The 15,266-nt window shown below is 65.0% G+C and carries 14 protein-coding genes and 2 tRNA genes; 5 read left to right on the forward strand and 11 right to left on the reverse strand.

Translation table 11 applies throughout. The features are described 5' to 3' along the window. Positions 1-27: 27 nt before the first annotated feature. From lepB to JQ632_RS14580, 5 genes are all read right to left on the reverse strand, one after another. Entirely contained in the window at positions 28-774 is a 747-nt protein-coding gene (gene lepB, locus JQ632_RS14560; protein WP_212403048.1) for a signal peptidase I, read from the reverse strand. A gap of 107 nt (positions 775-881) precedes the next feature. Continuing rightward, complete coding sequence (locus tag JQ632_RS14565; RefSeq protein WP_212403050.1) at positions 882-1,601, reverse strand: AraC family transcriptional regulator; 720 nt, start codon at positions 1,599-1,601, stop codon at positions 882-884. 1 nt (position 1,602) lies between these two features. Continuing rightward, the gene (locus tag JQ632_RS14570) at positions 1,603-1,827 is read right to left on the reverse strand and encodes a hypothetical protein (protein WP_212403052.1); all 225 of its coding nucleotides are present in this window, start codon (positions 1,825-1,827) and stop codon (positions 1,603-1,605) included. Between the two features lie 33 nt (positions 1,828-1,860). Further along, entirely contained in the window at positions 1,861-2,823 is a 963-nt protein-coding gene (locus JQ632_RS14575) for an AraC family transcriptional regulator (protein WP_212403054.1), read from the reverse strand. A gap of 126 nt (positions 2,824-2,949) precedes the next feature. Next, complete coding sequence (locus tag JQ632_RS14580) at positions 2,950-3,258, reverse strand: hypothetical protein (protein ID WP_212403056.1); 309 nt, start codon at positions 3,256-3,258, stop codon at positions 2,950-2,952. A gap of 159 nt (positions 3,259-3,417) precedes the next feature. On the opposite strand from JQ632_RS14580, the gene JQ632_RS14585 reads away from it, so the two are divergent. Continuing rightward, the gene (locus JQ632_RS14585; protein WP_212403058.1) at positions 3,418-6,429 is read left to right on the forward strand and encodes an autotransporter domain-containing protein; all 3,012 of its coding nucleotides are present in this window, start codon (positions 3,418-3,420) and stop codon (positions 6,427-6,429) included. Between the two features lie 51 nt (positions 6,430-6,480). On the opposite strand, the gene JQ632_RS14590 is transcribed toward JQ632_RS14585, so the two are convergent. The 4 genes from JQ632_RS14590 to JQ632_RS14605 all read right to left on the reverse strand — a co-directional run bounded on the left by JQ632_RS14590 (position 6,481) and on the right by JQ632_RS14605 (position 9,132). Next, positions 6,481-7,632, reverse strand: a complete 1,152-nt coding sequence (locus JQ632_RS14590) for a slipin family protein (RefSeq protein ID WP_212403059.1) — start codon at positions 7,630-7,632, stop codon at positions 6,481-6,483. Between the two features lie 335 nt (positions 7,633-7,967). After that, positions 7,968-8,031: transfer RNA gene (locus JQ632_RS14595), tRNA-His, on the reverse strand. Positions 8,032-8,037: 6 nt separating this feature from the next. Then, positions 8,038-8,109 (reverse strand) — tRNA-Leu (locus tag JQ632_RS14600). A gap of 189 nt (positions 8,110-8,298) precedes the next feature. Then, positions 8,299-9,132, reverse strand: a complete 834-nt coding sequence (locus JQ632_RS14605; RefSeq protein ID WP_212403065.1) for a LysR family transcriptional regulator — start codon at positions 9,130-9,132, stop codon at positions 8,299-8,301. 127 nt (positions 9,133-9,259) lie between these two features. Between JQ632_RS14605 and JQ632_RS14610 the strand changes: the two genes are divergently transcribed. Both JQ632_RS14610 and JQ632_RS14615 read left to right on the forward strand, forming a co-directional pair. Beyond that, the gene (locus JQ632_RS14610) at positions 9,260-9,853 is read left to right on the forward strand and encodes a cysteine hydrolase family protein (RefSeq protein ID WP_212403067.1); all 594 of its coding nucleotides are present in this window, start codon (positions 9,260-9,262) and stop codon (positions 9,851-9,853) included. A 12-nt stretch (positions 9,854-9,865) separates the two neighbouring features. Further along, positions 9,866-10,498, forward strand: coding sequence for a glutathione binding-like protein (locus tag JQ632_RS14615; protein WP_212403069.1), 633 nt, complete (start codon positions 9,866-9,868; stop codon positions 10,496-10,498). Positions 10,499-10,506: 8 nt separating this feature from the next. Here the strand turns inward: JQ632_RS14615 and JQ632_RS14620 are convergent, their stop codons facing one another. Then, positions 10,507-11,676 carry a DUF2778 domain-containing protein gene (locus JQ632_RS14620; protein ID WP_212403071.1) on the reverse strand — a complete coding sequence of 390 codons (1,170 nt, stop codon included), beginning with the start codon at positions 11,674-11,676 and terminating at the stop codon, positions 10,507-10,509. A 216-nt stretch (positions 11,677-11,892) separates the two neighbouring features. After that, positions 11,893-12,588, reverse strand: coding sequence for a DUF899 family protein (locus JQ632_RS14625; RefSeq protein ID WP_212403073.1), 696 nt, complete (start codon positions 12,586-12,588; stop codon positions 11,893-11,895). A gap of 237 nt (positions 12,589-12,825) precedes the next feature. Here JQ632_RS14625 and JQ632_RS14630 point away from each other — a divergent pair, with 237 nt between their 5' ends. Then, the gene (locus JQ632_RS14630) at positions 12,826-13,347 is read left to right on the forward strand and encodes a FecR family protein (RefSeq protein ID WP_212403074.1); all 522 of its coding nucleotides are present in this window, start codon (positions 12,826-12,828) and stop codon (positions 13,345-13,347) included. Positions 13,348-13,376: 29 nt separating this feature from the next. Then, positions 13,377-15,266, forward strand: coding sequence for a CHASE2 domain-containing protein (locus JQ632_RS14635; protein ID WP_212403076.1), 1,890 nt, complete (start codon positions 13,377-13,379; stop codon positions 15,264-15,266).

Raw genomic sequence — 15,266 nt, forward strand, 5'->3', positions numbered from 1 at the left:
CCGGAATGACGGCGGAGAGGGACTCATTCACTTCACCTTCATCCAGATCCGCTCGGGCCGGACGTCGTCAGTGCCGATGGAGAGGTAGATCCGCGTCACCTTGCCGACGATGTTCTCCATCGGCACGTAGCCCACGGTCGACAGCACCCGGCTGTCGGTGGAGTTGTCCCTGTTGTCGCCGAGCACGAAGACATGGCCCGGCGGCACGGTGTAGACGTTGGTGTTGTCGTAATAGGCGTTGTCGATGCAATCGAGAATCTCGTAGCTCGCGCCGTTCGGCAGCGTCTCCCACCAGCGCTTTGCCTTGGTGCCCGGCTCGATGCCGCAGGCATAGTCCTCCACGCCATCTTTCAGGCGCCGCCGCGTCACGGGCTTGTCGTTGATGAAGAGCTGGCCCTCTTTCATCTGGATCCGATCGTTCGGCAACCCCACCACGCGCTTGACGTAATCGACCTTGGTGTCGCTGGGCAGGCGAAACACGATCACGTCGCCGCGCAGGGGCTCCGATCCGAAGATGCGCCCCGAAAACGGCGGCAGCCATCCCGGAAACGAGTAGCGGCTGTAGCCATAGGCATACTTTGCGGCGAACACGTCGTCGCCGATCAGCAGCGTCGGCACCATCGAGCTCGAGGGGATGCTGAAGGGCTGGTACAGAAAGAAGCGAACCAGGAACGGCGGCGACCACAGCACGGGGATCAGCAGGATCAGGATGACGACCGCCTTCCATTCCCCGGATTTGCGCGAGGGTTTTGCTGTGTCCTGAAGAGCGGTCATGCAGATGCCCTGCCCAAAGCTTGTCTCGGCGGCGAGACTACCGTTCAGCGGGTCGCGCGCAACCCCGGCCGCCTCACTATCTTGGTCGCGAGCCGCTCGGACTGCGTTCAAAGGGCGTTGCCGCGACATTCGTTGGGGGCCGCGCCGAACCGGCGGCGAAAGCTTCGGTTGAAGTAAGAAATGTCGTTGAAACCGCAGGCGAGCGCGATCTCGCCGATCCTGAGGCTGTCGTTGCTGCGATTGACCAGCATGCGGCGGGCCTTGCCAAGCCGCAGCGCGAGCACCCGCTCGGTGAAGCTTTGGCCCGTCTCGTGCAATATCTTCTGGATGTAGCTCGGCGACAGGCCCGTCGCGATCGCAACACGCTGCACCGAGAAGGCCGGGTTGCAAAATCCCTTGCCGATCACGCGGACGATCTCGGCATGCCGGGCGGCGCGCAAGCCACGCATGCTTGCAAGTTCCGCGACATCGCGTTGCGCCCCAAGCGCGAGCGCGGCGAGATCCAGAATCGTGGTTTCGACGTGATCGATGAGAGGCTGATCGTCGCTGATGCTGCCCGGCTCGTTCATCATGCAGAGATAGCGCCGCAGATGCCGCATCGCCGGCAAGCTGCCGTCGAGCGGCACCGACAACAGCGACTCGGGATCGGGGACCAGCGCCTGGAGCGCACGTCGCGGCATCGCCACGCTGAGGACGTCGGTTGCGCCGGCGGAGCGATAGGTCTCGGTCAAACTATAAAGGAACGGCTGCCCGCTCGCCCGGATCAGATCCCCCCGCTGGGAGAACCAGCTCGCCGAAGCGCCAAGGTTGAAGCCCAGGGCGAGCATATCAGGGCGGCATGACGGCGGTTGAGCGAGACGCGCCGCAGACCCGGCCGAACCTCACCTCGTTCAATTCGTTGAACGTCCATTCCATGGCAAAGGGTTCGTCGGACAGCCGCTTCATGTCACAGCGGACGACCCACTCGCAAAAGCTGTCGTGCCAAACTCTGAAGCGCGCCTTATCATCGAGCTGCGCGGGAAGCTCCGCCGTCGAAATCGTCAGTTTCCGCATCGTTGCAGCTCTCGCGGGGCGTCGCTCATTGGCTCATCCACAGCGGCATTCGTTCGGAGCTGCGCCAAAACGGCGACGGAAGCAGCGGTTGAAGTAGGAGATATCGCTGAAGCCGCAGGCGAGCGCAATCTCGCTCACCTTGAGGGCGTCATTGCGCGGATCCGCGAGCATGTCGCGTGCCTTTTTCAACCTGAGCTCCAGCACGCGCTCGGTAAAACTATGGCCGCCTTCCGAGAGCAGTTTCTGGATGTAGCTCGGCGATAGCCCGGCGGTCACGGCGACGCGCTGCACGGAAAAGCCCGGATCGGCAAAGCCTCGCGCGATCAGACCTCCGATCTCGGCGTAACGGGCAGCGCGCAATCCGCGCATCCGCGCCATGTCGGCCGCATCGCCCGAAGCGCCAAGCGACAGCACGATGAGATCCTCGACCGTATCGAGCATGTGATCGGCAAGCGCCTGGTCGGCGGTGGCCAGATCGGGTTCGTCCAGCAGGCACAGATAGCGGCGGAGATGCCGCAGCGCCGGCAGGTCGCCGTCAAGCGGCTGGCCGAGAAGCGCCTCGGCCCTGGAGCCGAACGCACCCAGCATGCGTTTTGGAAACGCCATCACGACATAGTCGCTGGCGCCGACATATTGGTACGCCTCGTCCGCGCGGTAGAAGAGCGGCCGGGTGTCCGGCACGGTATGCTCACGGCCGAGCTGGGAGAACCGATGCGCGGTTCGCGCCAGGTTGAATCCGATGCTGAGCTTCTCGTCGCCAGCAGCCGGAATCTGGTGAGCCTCGCGCTGGCCCGCGTGCGGCGTGCCGCGAAACCGGCACATGCCAAAATCGTTGATGCGGGCAAAACTCCATCGCCCGACAAAGGGGTCGTTCGTCAGCCGCTTGATGTCCTCGATCCGCCCGCAATAGGTCTCCTGCCAGAGCCGAAAGCGCGCTTCGTCATACAGGTGAGCCGAGGGCTTACCGGTCGAGATCGTGAATTTCTGTATCGCCAAGCCCCGCGCCCCAACCTCTCTCAGTCCCCAGCATTGGTCCGTCCAAGGTCAAGAGGGTTCAATCGCGGCGTGTGCGCCCGGCGTGGCAAAAAGGCGACAAGCCGGCCAAATCGGCGCGAGGAGCGTTTAGTCCAAATCCAGTCCGGCCCAGAACAAGACAGTTTCGGCTGTCCCATGCAGATTGGCCAAGTGATTTGATTCATTTGACAATTTTGGGTACGACGTGAAACTGCTGTCTGCGTATCGATCCCCGCGCAAGAGCGCGCTGCTGGCGTCCTCGGCCCTACTGACCGTCCCGTTCCTCGGCATGCCGCAGGCAATGGCGGCGTGCATCGCCAACGGCACGACCACGGTCACCATCGATTGTGCCGCCAACACCGTCACGACGAACACCACCAACACCACGAGCACCAACACCTCGACCAGCGACCGCATTCAGTCGTTCGATGCCGCGTTGGTTGGCACCGTTCACTCCGGAATCAGCATCAGTGGCGCGGGGCTCGAGCTGAAGGCGACGGGCGCGACGCCGCACAACATCGATGTGACCAACAGCGGCGCGGTCAGCATCAGCACCGCCGGCGTCACCACGGCGCCGTGCAACTGGACGGCAATGGCGGCGCGATCACCTATGGCGGCGCGGGGACGGTGTCCGGCGGCAGTAGCAATGCCGGCGCGTACATCACCAATGTCGGCGGCAACATCACCTTCAACGGCACCGGTGCGATCTCGTCCGGCTTCACGTCAGGTATCACGACGCAAACCACGCTCGGCGGCGTCACGACGCTGAACATCGCCAATGACGTGACGGCCGCCGGCGTCTTCTTCGGCGCCGTCACGGCGTTCGGCGTCAATGGCGCCACGACCGTCAACATGACCGCCGGGAGCGTGACCGGTAACGCCATCGGGATCGAAGCCGCCTCCTCCGGCACCGGCGGCGTGCGCGTCAACATGACCGGCGGCTCGATCGGCTCGGTGGCGGCTACCCCCAACGCCGCGATCTACGCCCAGAGTTCGGGGACCGCCGGCGACGTCACCGTCACCGCCGGAGCGCTCTATGCGAAGTACACCGGCGTCTATGCCCAGATCACCAACGCCGCGAGCACCGGCAACATCCGGGTCGATTCCAACGGCATGATCGTCGTGACCACGGCGCCCGTCTCGTTCGACCAGGGGCCGATCTACGCCAGCACCGCCGGCAGCGGCTCCGTCACCGTGAACGTCAACGCGTCCATCACGGCGCTGGCGACCAACATCATCGGCGTCGACGCAAGAAGCATGGGAAGCGGTGCGGTCACCATCAATGTCGCTGCCGACGTCAACGCCGGCACCGACACCAACAGCAGGGCCGTGACCGCAGGCGGGACCAACGGCACCACCACCATCAACATGACGGCGGGTACGATCCAGACCGGCGGCGACGGCCTGCGCGCGGCGTCCCTGGGCACGGGCAATGTCGTCGTCAACATGACCGGTGGTCAGATCGGCGGCCCGGGCGGGCCCGGAGGAGTTGGTGCCCCCGTCGGCGGAATCGGCATTGTGGCGTCGAATCCGACGGGCGCGTCCGGCGCCATCAACGTCACCGCCGGCAAAATCTACGCCGACACGATGGGCGTCATGACCACGATCGGCAACGCCGCAAACAATTCCAACACCGTCATCACGGCGAATGGCGCGATCCAGGCGGGCTCGGTCGGCATCTATGCCAGCACGGCTGGTGCTGGCAACATCACCGTCACCAACAACGCCAAGATCGTCGGCGCCCACGGCGTCGACTTCATCGGCGGCTCCAGCAACAGCCTGACCAACTCGGCGACCGGCAACATCACCACGACCACCGGCTTCAACGGCTACGCCGTGCTGGGCACCACCGGCAACGAGACCGTCAGCAATTTCGGAACGATGACGGGTTTGGTCGATCTCGGCGCCGGTACCAACAGCTTCACCAACCAGAGTTCGGGACTCTACGATTCCGGCCAGGTGATTTCGGTCGGCGCCGGCAACAGCTTTACCAACAAGGGTAGCTATGCCCCCGGCGGCGCCGGAGCGATCATGTTTTCGAACGTTACCGGAAATTTCGTGCAGACGAGCACGGGCAAGTATCTCGTCGACATCACGCCAACCCTATCGGACACGACGACCGTGAGCGGCACGGCAAGCCTCGCAGGCACCGTTCAAGCCACCTTTGGATCTGGCAGCTACATCGCAAAGTCCTACACCATCCTCTCGTCAAGCAGCCGCACCGGCACGTTCGCGAGCCTGAGCACCGTCGGCCTGCCCTCCGGCTTCAAAGCAAGCCTGTCCTACACCACGACCGATGCGAAGCTCGACCTCACCGCCGACCTTGGGGGCACCGGCGGAGGTGGTGGCGGCGGAGGCGGTGGTGGTGGCGGCGGAGGCAGCAGCACCGCCCTCGCCCCCAACCAGTCCTCCGTCGCGACGGCGCTCAACACTTATTTCAATGCCGGCAACGCGCTGCCCGCGCAATTCGTCACCCTGTTCGGCCTCAGCGGCGCGGCGCTGACGAACGGTCTCGACCAGATCTCCGGCGAAGTCGCAACCGGTGCCGCGGCAGCAGGCTTCAGGGCGACGGATTCGTTCCTCAATATGATGCTCGACCCGTTCCTGGACACCCAGCTCGGCAACGGACCGTCGCAGCCGCGCGCGATCGGCTATGCGTCGGAGCAGGCGCTTCCGCCCGCGGTCGCCGCAGCCAACAACGCCGCAGGCGCTGCGCCGGCATCAAGCCGCGACACGGTCGAACGGCGCTGGGGCACCTGGGCTGCAGCCTATGGCGCGCAGGCCAAGCGCAACGCCGACACGCTGGTCGGCAGCCACGCGCTCGATGCGCGCAATGGAGGCGGCGCAGCCGGCGTCGACTATCGCGTCTCCGCCAACACCGTCATCGGCGCGGCGATCGCGGGCGGTTTCACCAATTGGGGTGTGGATACGCTCGGCTCCGGCCGCGGCGAGACGTTCCAGGCCGGCCTTTATTCCTCGACCAGGCTCGGTAACGGTTATCTCTCGGCGGCCGTTGCCTATGGCTGGCACGACCTCAGCACAAATCGCACCGTGATGCTGCCGGGCGCGCTCGACCGGCTCGACGCCAGCTTCAAGGCGCAAAACTATGGCGGACGCATCGAGGCCGGCTATCGCATCGCGCTGATGAATTTTGGCATCACGCCCTATGCCGCCGGACAGGCCCAAAGCTTCCGCACGCCGGCCTACACCGAGACCGGCCTCGCCGGCGCCGGCGGTTTTGCGCTCGCCTACGCGGCACACACCTCGACACAGATCCGCAGCGAGCTCGGGTCGCGCTTCGACAATCGTTTCATGATGGACGGCGGGACGGAGCTGATCCTGCGCGGGCGCGCCGCATGGCTGCACGATTTCTCCGATCGCATCACTGCTGCGGCGTCGTTCCAGGTGCTGCCGGGAACGGAGCTCACCGTGATCGGCGCCCCCGCGGTTCGCGACGCGGCACTCCTATCGCTCGGCAGCGAATTGCGTTTCGCCCACGGCTTCTCACTCGCCTCCAAGGTCGATGCCGAGCTGTTCGGCCGCGGCAACGCCTATTCCGGAACGGCGACGCTGCGTTACGGCTGGTAGGATTGAAGGGCCGCCCGTGGGCGGCCCTTCTTAGGTCTCACGCGCTGTCGTTCACGCGCTCTCGGGCGCCTTCAGGCGCACGAGCCGGTTCAGCAGGGCGTCGAGGCCCTGGCCGTCGCCGGCATGGAGGTCGATGCGGCCGACCTTCTCGACCAGCCGCTCCAGCGACTCCAGCTCCTTGAGCCGCAGCAGCAGGGGGTTCTCCTCCATCAGGCGGGCAGTGTTCAGAAGCGAACGCGTTGCCGCGGTCTCTTCCTGCCGGCGGATCAGGTTCGCCTTGGCGACCCGCTCCGCCTCCACCACCTTGTTGACGAGCTCACGGATCTCGCCGGGCAGGATCACGTCCTTGACGCCGAGCTCCGTCACCTCGACGCCGGACTCCGCGACGCGTGCGCGCACATAGTCGCGCAGCTCCGCATCCAGCGCCGCCTTGGCGGACAGCACCTCGTCCAGCGTGCGGCCGGCCACCGCCTCGCGGATCGCGAACTGCACCAGGCGGTACAGCCACGCATCCACATCGGGCACGGTCGCAACCGTCCGCTCGGGATCAACCACTCGGCGGAACGCCGTCAGCGTCACCCGCAGCGCGATGCGATCCTTGGTCAGCATCTCCTGCGCGGTGATCTCGACCGCCTGGGGCCGCAGGTCGAGGCGCTTCACCTCGATCTTGCGGCCGACGGTCCAGAAGGCGTGCCGGCCGGGCGCCAGCCGCTCCACCAGCCGGCCCTCGACATAGAGCAGGCCCGCTTCGTGGCTCTCGACCACCGCTTCCATCACGACGGTCGCGCGGTTGCGCTCGATCATCGTCAGGTGTCGCGCGCCGACCCTGACATCGCTGGACACATCGATGCGCTCGACATCGATGCGGGTCGCGACCTTCCAGTAGACGCGGATCTGCCAGGGCGTGAGCAGGTGCACGGGCCGGCCGTCGAGGCTGACGATGGCAATCTCGTCGGCCCTGGTCTCCACCGCCTCGAACAGCTCGGCGGCGAGATCGGGCCGCGCAGCCTTCAGCACCGCGTAGCGATCCGCGGGGAATTCCGCGCGCACGACGTCAAACAGCTCGGCCTTGAGCTCGTGCAAGGGATCGAACAGGCGATGCCGACCAGGCGCGAGCACGCGCATGAGCTGCCCGTTGCGCGTCAGCAATGCACGCTCGCCATCCTTCACCGTCACGTTCAGCATCAGCAAATGCCAGCTCATGGCACGCCTCCATCGTTTGCGCCCGGCCGGATGCCGGACAACAGGTTTCGTTTACAAAGGACGTGAGGACGCGGACGACGCTTCCCATGAAATCGGCGGGCCGCGGCTTGAGCTTGCGCGATGACGGGCGCACGCGCGCGATCGCGCGACAAAAGTACGCGCGATCGTGCGGAGCCACCCGGCATCAACGCAAGCGGTATCCACCGCGGCGCGAAGCCGGTCTCACAGTGTCTAGGTTCGGACGGAAAGCCTTGCGGCAAAACGGCCGGACTGCGACTGAAGCGCGCGTCCGGTCCCCTCTTAGGGTATCAGCTTTTCAGGCTGAAACGGAGCGCTGGAGCGGGATTCGAACCCGCGTCACGATGATTCACGGTCACCTGCTCTACCACTGAGCTATCCTTTGGTTGGTACATGAGATCGGAATCGAACCGATGCCTTCGGATTTTACCCCGACGCTCTCCATGAGCTACATCCTGCAACTTCGTTCGGCGGAACACGACACCGGAAACCGGCACGCGCCAGTCGGGATCTCAGAGAGCCCGAACACATGGCCGAGGCGAAGGAGCGCGCTAATAGACGAAGCACGTTCGGGTTGCAAGAGGGTGGCGCAAGATTTTTCGTCGCGCATCTTGCGCTGTGACGCGATCGTCACACCGGGAGGTCGCCTCAACTGCGCGACATGTCCTGGAAACACGCCCTCACCCAGTCGATCGTCACGCGGGTCGCAGGATCGCGCTTGAGGTGATTTTGCACGAGCAGCCAGGCGTCGCGCCGCTTCGGTAGCAGCGTGGCGCGCAGGCGGCGATCGCCGAGCAAATCCGCGCAACTATACTCCGGCAGCACGCCGGCGGCCTGATGCGAGCGGATCAGGTTACGGATGACGCGCACGTTGTCGGTAACGCAGCGCGCGCGGGCTTGCTTCGTGCGCAGGTACTGCATCTCGGGAATGGCACCGAGTTCGTCCGGATAGGCACACAGCATCGGCTCGCCCTCGGTCGCGATGGGCTCGAAGTAGTAAATGCGGATGTCGCCGAGCTTGGAGATCGCGAAGTCGCCCTTGTCGGGCTTGCGCAGGCGGACGGCGAGATCGGCCTCCCAGCGCGAAAATTTGACGTTCTCGCTCGAGGTCAGGAATTGCAGCGTCAGGCCGGGATTGGCGCGCAGGAAGTCGCTCGCACGCGGCGACAGCACCTCCTCGGCGACCGTGTTGGTGGAGGCGATGCGCAGGCGTCCCACCGGACCTGCCAGGCTCTCGCCGACGCGACCGATCTCGGCGGCATGCGCGGCCATCGCCTCGACATGCGCCAGCACCGCCTCGCAACTCCGCGTCGGCCTGCGGACGCCGTCGGCGGCCTCGAACAGACGCAAACCGAGCGCACGCTCGATGCGCGACAGCCTGCGCCCGACCGTCGTCTCATCGATGCGCAGCCGCGCGCTGGCCCCGGCATAGGTGCCCTCGTCCCTGACGGCAGCGATGATGCGCAGATCGTCCCAGTTCATTGCTCGAGCTTATACCGGCCGGGAGCTGCCTGCAATATTGCAGCCATCCGCTGCAATATCCCTGCATATCGGCAGGCATTCCCGGGGCTATGTTTGTCGAGCCTTTTGTCCCGGAGATTTCCAGACCATGACGACCGCAAAGACCCTGCTGCAGCTCGCCGGTGCCGATCTCAACCCGCCGCGTCTTGGCGACGCCGCGCTGCTGCTGATCGATATCCAGAACGAATATCTCGCAGGTCCCCTCGCCTTGCCCGACGCCAGGCCCGCGATCGCACGGGCGGCTGCACTCCTGGCACGGGCACGCGAGAGCGGAGCCGCGATCATCCATATTGCCCATCGCGGCAAGGCCGGCAGCCTGTTCGATCGCGGCGCCGACCGCGGCGCCATCGTCGCCGAGCTAAGCCCCCGTGCCGGCGAGCTGGTGATCGAAAAGGAGTTGCCGAATGCGTTTGCCGGCACTGATTTGCAGGCGCGCCTTGCCGCAACCGACAGGAAGAACATCGTGCTGGCCGGCTTCATGACGCATATGTGCGTCAGCTCCACGGCGCGCGCCGCGCTCGACCTCGGCTTTCGCACGACTGTTGACGCCGACGCCTGCGCCACGCGCGACCTACCCGACGGCCGCGGCGGCACGCTGGACGCCCGGACCATCCACGAGGTTGCACTCGCCGAGCTATCCGACCGCTTCGCGATCATCGCGCGCGGTGATGCCCTGAAATAACGGAGCAACGCGATGCTGCAACTCTATTTCTCGCCGATGGCCTGCTCGCTTGCGAGCCGCATCGCATTGATGGAAGCCGGCGTGGACGCGCGCTATCATCAGGTGCATCTCTCGACCAAGACGGTCGTGGACGCCGACAGCGATTTTCGCGGCATTTCGTCGAAGGGCGCGGTGCCGGTCCTGGTGCTGGAAAACGGCGAGCGGCTGACGGAATGCGCGGCGGTGCTGCAATACATCGCCGACCTGAACCCTGAGCGCGGCCTTGCGCCGCGGCCGGGCGATGCGGATCGCTACCGGCTCCAGGAATGGCTGAGCTTCATCGGCGCCGAGATCCACAAGGCCTTCCTGTTTCCGACCTTCTGGTACAAGGACGACGGCTCGCTCGCCAAGCCGCGCGCGAGGATCGCTCAGACCTTGTCGGTGCCATCAGCGCATCTCGCGGACCGCGAATTCCTCATCGGTCACAGCTTCACCGTTGCGGATGCATATCTCACCTGGGCTTTGCTGCTGCTCCGTACCGCGGGCGTCGACATCGCACAATGGCCGTCATTGTCGGCCTTTTCCGAACGCATGCAGAAGCGGCCAGCTGTGCGGGAGGCGATTGCGACCGAAATGGCGTTACGAAAAATGGTTGCAACGGCCTGAGGCGCGGATTACTCGATCCGCGCCAGCACGGCGAGCTTGCGGATGCCCTTGTTGCGATAGGCATCGAGGAAGGCGTAGTAGTCCTTGAACGACACGCAGCCGTTGGAATCGCCGTTCGGCCCGAGCATGAAGGTGTGCGCGAGCAGGCCGTCGCGGCCGAAGATCGCGCTCTCGCCGCCGATCGGCGTCAGCCGCAGCGCCGGCACGCCGTGGAACAGCGCTTCGCGCGGCTTCAGTGTGTAGATGTGCGGCGGCGTCACGCCGCGCATGCGCTGATTGGACGAGCGCGGGTTGTCGAGATTGGAGCCCAGGCCGGAATGCGCCTCGAGCCTGGTGCCGTCAGGCAGATAAACAGTCTTCGCCGTGATGTCGTAGACCGCGGTCTCGCGATCATAGGGCGGTGCGCCGCCGAGCATCGGGTTCTGCTCCTTCGGCGCAATGCTCGCGGTGATGCTGGCATCCGCCGAGGCATAGGCGAGCAACCCGCCCGACGGCTCGCGCTTGCCCCAGAGTTTTTCGACCATCGACTGGCGCGGACCGGTGATGGACATCACCGCGGCCTTGGCGCGATCGGCAAAGGATTTCGATTTCGCCTCAGGCGCAGGCACGATCTCGGCCGGATCGGCCGAGGCGAGCCGCACCGACGCGTCAGCGCCGCGCTTGCCCTTCGCAACATCCGCGACCTTGTCAGCAACCTTCTCAGCCACCTTGGCCGGGTTGAGCGGTTTCAGCGCTTCCGCGACCTTCGCGATGACGGTCGGTTTCGGCGCAGCTTCGGCGATGTTCGTTGCCGGCGCGGCGCTGGCTGCGTTGGATTCGACGCCCTGCGCCGCGGCGGCCGCAAAGCGCTCGTTGAACATTTCGCGGCTGATGGGTGCGGCGACCTGCAGGCGGTCGGGCAGAAGTGCGAACGCCTCCTTCACGGCCGCGCCCGCCTCGCGCATCGCAATTTTGGGCGCGAGCTTGATCACGGGCCCGTCGTAAACAGCGGCTCCGAGCGTCGGATAGGGGCTCGATGCGATGATGTTGCTGTACACGGTCCAGCCGCAGCCCAACACGAGGGCGCCGATCGCGGCGGCGCCTACGATGTTTTGGGAGCTAGCTTTCCGGGAAGACTTCCGAGAATTCTTCTTGGACTTCCGTGCCGCGTTACTTTGCGCAGCGATACTCGTACTCATTCGCCTTGCGTCCAGGACGGTGTCACTCAGTCCCCTTTCAAGTGCCGCTGGTCACGTTCCAGTCTGCATCTCGCAGGAGGTCGGAGCGTCATTAAGGCGACTTTTAGTTAAATGCGGATTAAGTTCGGGCAGATCTTGGGCAACTCGTTAACGTTGTCCCAATTTGGGAAAAAGCCCGTAAAATCACGAGCTTAATCCTTGTTCCGCGGCACGATTTCAGTAGCCGAGCTTGGGGTACCAGTCCTTGCCGCGCCCTTCCGGTGTGGTGTCCAAAATTGTCCAAAGTGGGTCCATATCGGGCGCGCCGCGCGGGTCCTGGCCGGGATCGGCCGTGCCCATTCCCATCTCGCCGGACCAGAAGTGACGAATCCTGCCGTCGCGTTTTGTGAAGACGCTGTAGCCCGGCATGTCGGCGTCGACAGCGCTGACATAATCCCGCGTGTAATCGCCGCCCGTATCCGAATAGATCCTGTGGCGCGTCCAGCCGCGCGCCTTTTTCGCTGCAATCAGCCGCGCGATCGGCGAGCGCGCCACGAAGGCGAACGCAACGCGCTGCTCGATGTCGGGAAGCTTGGCCTCCCACGTGCTCATGAACGACGTGCACATCGGACAAGGCTGCTCGCGCTGCGGTCCGAACATGTAGCTGTAGACGACGAGCGTCTGCCTGTCGCCGAACAGCTCCGCAAACTTGACCTGTCCGTGCTCGCCTTCGAACACATAGGCCTTCGTCACCTCACCACCTGCAGGCAGCGCCCGTCGTAGTTCAGCAACGCGCTCGATCTGGCGCCGCAGCTCGATCTCCTCCACGAGCAGCGCCTGTCGCGCGCGACGATAGTCGGCGCTTTCGTTGGGATGCCGCGTGCGGTTGGTGTTGGCGAGCTCTGCAGCGGGCTTCAGATCCGGACGGCTCATGGGTCACCTCGTCTGTTTCACTGGATTCTCTACAAGACGATTCCGGGATGACCGTTCCGACACGGACGATGCACAAAGTTCGATTGCAGGTCGAATGCCTCCCAAGCTTCCAAAGGCCCGCCGAATGGCAGTGGTCCAGACATATTGCCGCCGAAGGTGCTTTTCACCCAGGGTTGCCCGTGATACGGTGCCGTATCACGATGATTTGAGTATGCCGAGCGCTGAATGGAGGTTTCCATGATCAAGGCCGCATGCGCGGGATTCGTCGTTTTGGCGTCGCTGTCTCTCAGCTTCGCGTCGGCTGTGGCGCAACCCCCCGATCTCGGCTGCACGTCGAGCCCGTCGTCCAACGCAACTCAGACATTACGTTGCGACAATGGGATCACAATCGTCGCCGAAAGCGGCGCCCGATTTGAACTTAAGGACAATAATCGCGACGGACATATCGACTCCATCGAATTGAGCAGCAAGGCCTTGTTCATTGAAGTTCCCAGGAAGCCAGGCGGCGCTCGTTTCAAGGTGCTGACGCCGCAGGCGATCGCAGCCGTACGCGGCACCAAATGGGCGGTCGATGCCTCCGACGGCAAGACAGCCGTATTCGTCGCCGACGGCCGCGTCGCCGTCAGCCGCCGCGGTGGCGGGAAGTCCGTCACGCTTGGTGTCGGCGAAGGCGTCGATGTCGAAGGCCCCGGTGCATTGGTCGTCAAGCGCTGGGGCGCGCCGCGCGTTGCGGCCTTGATGGCAAGGCTTGGACAATAGGTCCTGGATTTGAACGATAGAACGAGCGGATGAGTAAGCGTCGTTTCCATAGTCTGATCGCGCTCGCCCTGACAGCGCTGTGGGGTGTCGGCGTTTACGTCGGCCACACCACGGGCCATTTGCGTTTCCTCGACCGCCTCGAGGCGACGTTGACCGATCTGCGCACGCTGGTCCGCGGCGTGAAGGCGCCGCCCGATCTCGTTACCATCGTTGCCATCGACGACACCGTCGTGAAGCGCGGCGGCCACTTCCCCCTCGCCCGCAGCGATCTGGCGCGCGTCGTCGAGGCAATCGCAAGGTTCGAGCCAAAGCTCATCGCGGTCGATCTCCTGCTGGTGGATCGCGGCTCCGCCGCCGACGACGAGCTCCTGGCGAAATCACTCGCCGCAAGGCCGACGGTGCTCGCTGCCGCCGCAATCTTCCCGGAGGCGATCGAAGCCGTCGATACGGGCAATCAGGACGCGCTGGCGAGCCTGCCGCAGGCCGAGCGCTTCCTGCTGCCACTTCCTGCGTTTGCCGGTCACGCCGACGTCGGCATCGTCAACGTTGCGACCGGATCGCCGCTCTCGATCCCGATGCTGTTCCGCACCCGTGACAAGGTCGAGCTGTCGTTTCCGCTGCGGGTGGCGACGCGCGCACTCGACAAGCCGCTGACGGTCGCGCCGGATCATCTCTCGATCGGCGATCACTCGGTCGCGACCGATTCCGGCTATACGCTGCCGATCACCTATTACGGCCCTCGCCGCACGATCCGCACCGTCAGCGCCCAGACCGTGTTCGACGGCACGCTCGACGGCAAGGCGATACAGAACCGGATCGTCGTCATTGGCGCAGCGGTCGCCGGCGGCGGCGATTTCTTTCAGACGCCGTTCGATTCCCTGATGCCGGGCGTGGAGGTGATCTCGACCGCAATCACGCATCTGATCGCCGGTGACGGCATCTTGCATGACCGCACCGTTCGCATCGCCGAAGCGATCATGGTGATCCTGCTGCCGATGCTGCTGGTCGCCCTCCTGGCATGGCGGCGCAGCGCGGTCGGCCTGATCGCGGCCACCGCCGTGTTTCTGGCCTGGGCCGCATTGAACGTGTTTGCCTTCACGCACGGCGTCTGGCTGAACGCTGCGACCACGCTTGCAGCGACGGTGCCGCCGGTTGCGATCTTCTCCGCCGTGCAGCTCTGGGCCGGTGGACGCAGGACCCAGTATTTTGCCGCACGAAGCCGACTGCTCGCGCAATTCCAGGCACCCGCGGTCCAGGAGTGGCTGGCGCAAGACCCGGATTTCCTGCTGAAGCCGGTCCGGCAAAACGCCGCCATCGTCTTCATCGACCTCTCCGGATTCACCTCGCTCAGCGAGAACCTCGATCCGGACGAGCTTCGCGACCTCCTGAAGGAGTTGCACGCGCTGGTCGATCGGGAGGCCTCGGCTTGCGGCGGCACGATCACCGGCTTTCTCGGCGACGGCGCGATGATCCTGTTCGGCCTGCCACGCGAGGTACCCGACGACGCCGCGCGCGCCGTCGCATGCTGCACGGGACTCTACCGGATGGCCGAACGCTGGATCGCGTCGCTGCCGCGCGAGATCGGCAACCGGATCGGCTTCAAGATCGGCGCGCATTTCGGAACGATCGTGGCGTCACGCCTCGGCGGCCGCAGCCACGCCCATATCACCGCGACCGGCGACACCGTGAACGTGGCGAGCCGGCTGATGGAGGTCGCCGCCCAGCACGGCGCGAGCCTGGCCTTGAGCGATATATTGCTCAACGAGGCCGGCCGAGGCCGAGATCGGCTTGCCGAGGGACGCCTCACCGGCCCCCTGCAAACCCAGATCCGCGGCCGGACCGGCGAGCTGACCGTCTGGTTCTGGCGCAGCGCGCCCAACGTGGCACAGACCCCGTCCGTGCCCGACACCGTGAGCTGA

Origin of the sequence: Bradyrhizobium liaoningense (assembly GCF_018130955.1) — a bacterium.
Lineage (GTDB): Bacteria > Pseudomonadota > Alphaproteobacteria > Rhizobiales > Xanthobacteraceae > Bradyrhizobium > Bradyrhizobium liaoningense_C.

Coding starts and splice junctions, on each gene's coding strand:
- lepB (WP_212403048.1), bottom strand. CDS start 774: ATGACCGCTCTTCAGGACACAGCAAAACCCTCGCGCAAATCCGGGGAA.
- JQ632_RS14565 (WP_212403050.1), bottom strand. CDS start 1,601: ATGCTCGCCCTGGGCTTCAACCTTGGCGCTTCGGCGAGCTGGTTCTCC.
- JQ632_RS14570 (WP_212403052.1), bottom strand. CDS start 1,827: ATGCGGAAACTGACGATTTCGACGGCGGAGCTTCCCGCGCAGCTCGAT.
- JQ632_RS14580 (WP_212403056.1), bottom strand. CDS start 3,258: ATGCGGTCGCTGGTCGAGGTGTTGGTGCTCGTGGTGTTGGTGGTGTTC.
- JQ632_RS14590 (WP_212403059.1), bottom strand. CDS start 7,632: ATGAGCTGGCATTTGCTGATGCTGAACGTGACGGTGAAGGATGGCGAG.
- JQ632_RS14605 (WP_212403065.1), bottom strand. CDS start 9,132: ATGAACTGGGACGATCTGCGCATCATCGCTGCCGTCAGGGACGAGGGC.
- JQ632_RS14610 (WP_212403067.1), top strand. CDS start 9,260: ATGACGACCGCAAAGACCCTGCTGCAGCTCGCCGGTGCCGATCTCAAC.
- JQ632_RS14615 (WP_212403069.1), top strand. CDS start 9,866: ATGCTGCAACTCTATTTCTCGCCGATGGCCTGCTCGCTTGCGAGCCGC.
- JQ632_RS14620 (WP_212403071.1), bottom strand. CDS start 11,676: ATGAGTACGAGTATCGCTGCGCAAAGTAACGCGGCACGGAAGTCCAAG.
- JQ632_RS14625 (WP_212403073.1), bottom strand. CDS start 12,588: ATGAGCCGTCCGGATCTGAAGCCCGCTGCAGAGCTCGCCAACACCAAC.
- JQ632_RS14630 (WP_212403074.1), top strand. CDS start 12,826: ATGATCAAGGCCGCATGCGCGGGATTCGTCGTTTTGGCGTCGCTGTCT.
- JQ632_RS14635 (WP_212403076.1), top strand. CDS start 13,377: ATGAGTAAGCGTCGTTTCCATAGTCTGATCGCGCTCGCCCTGACAGCG.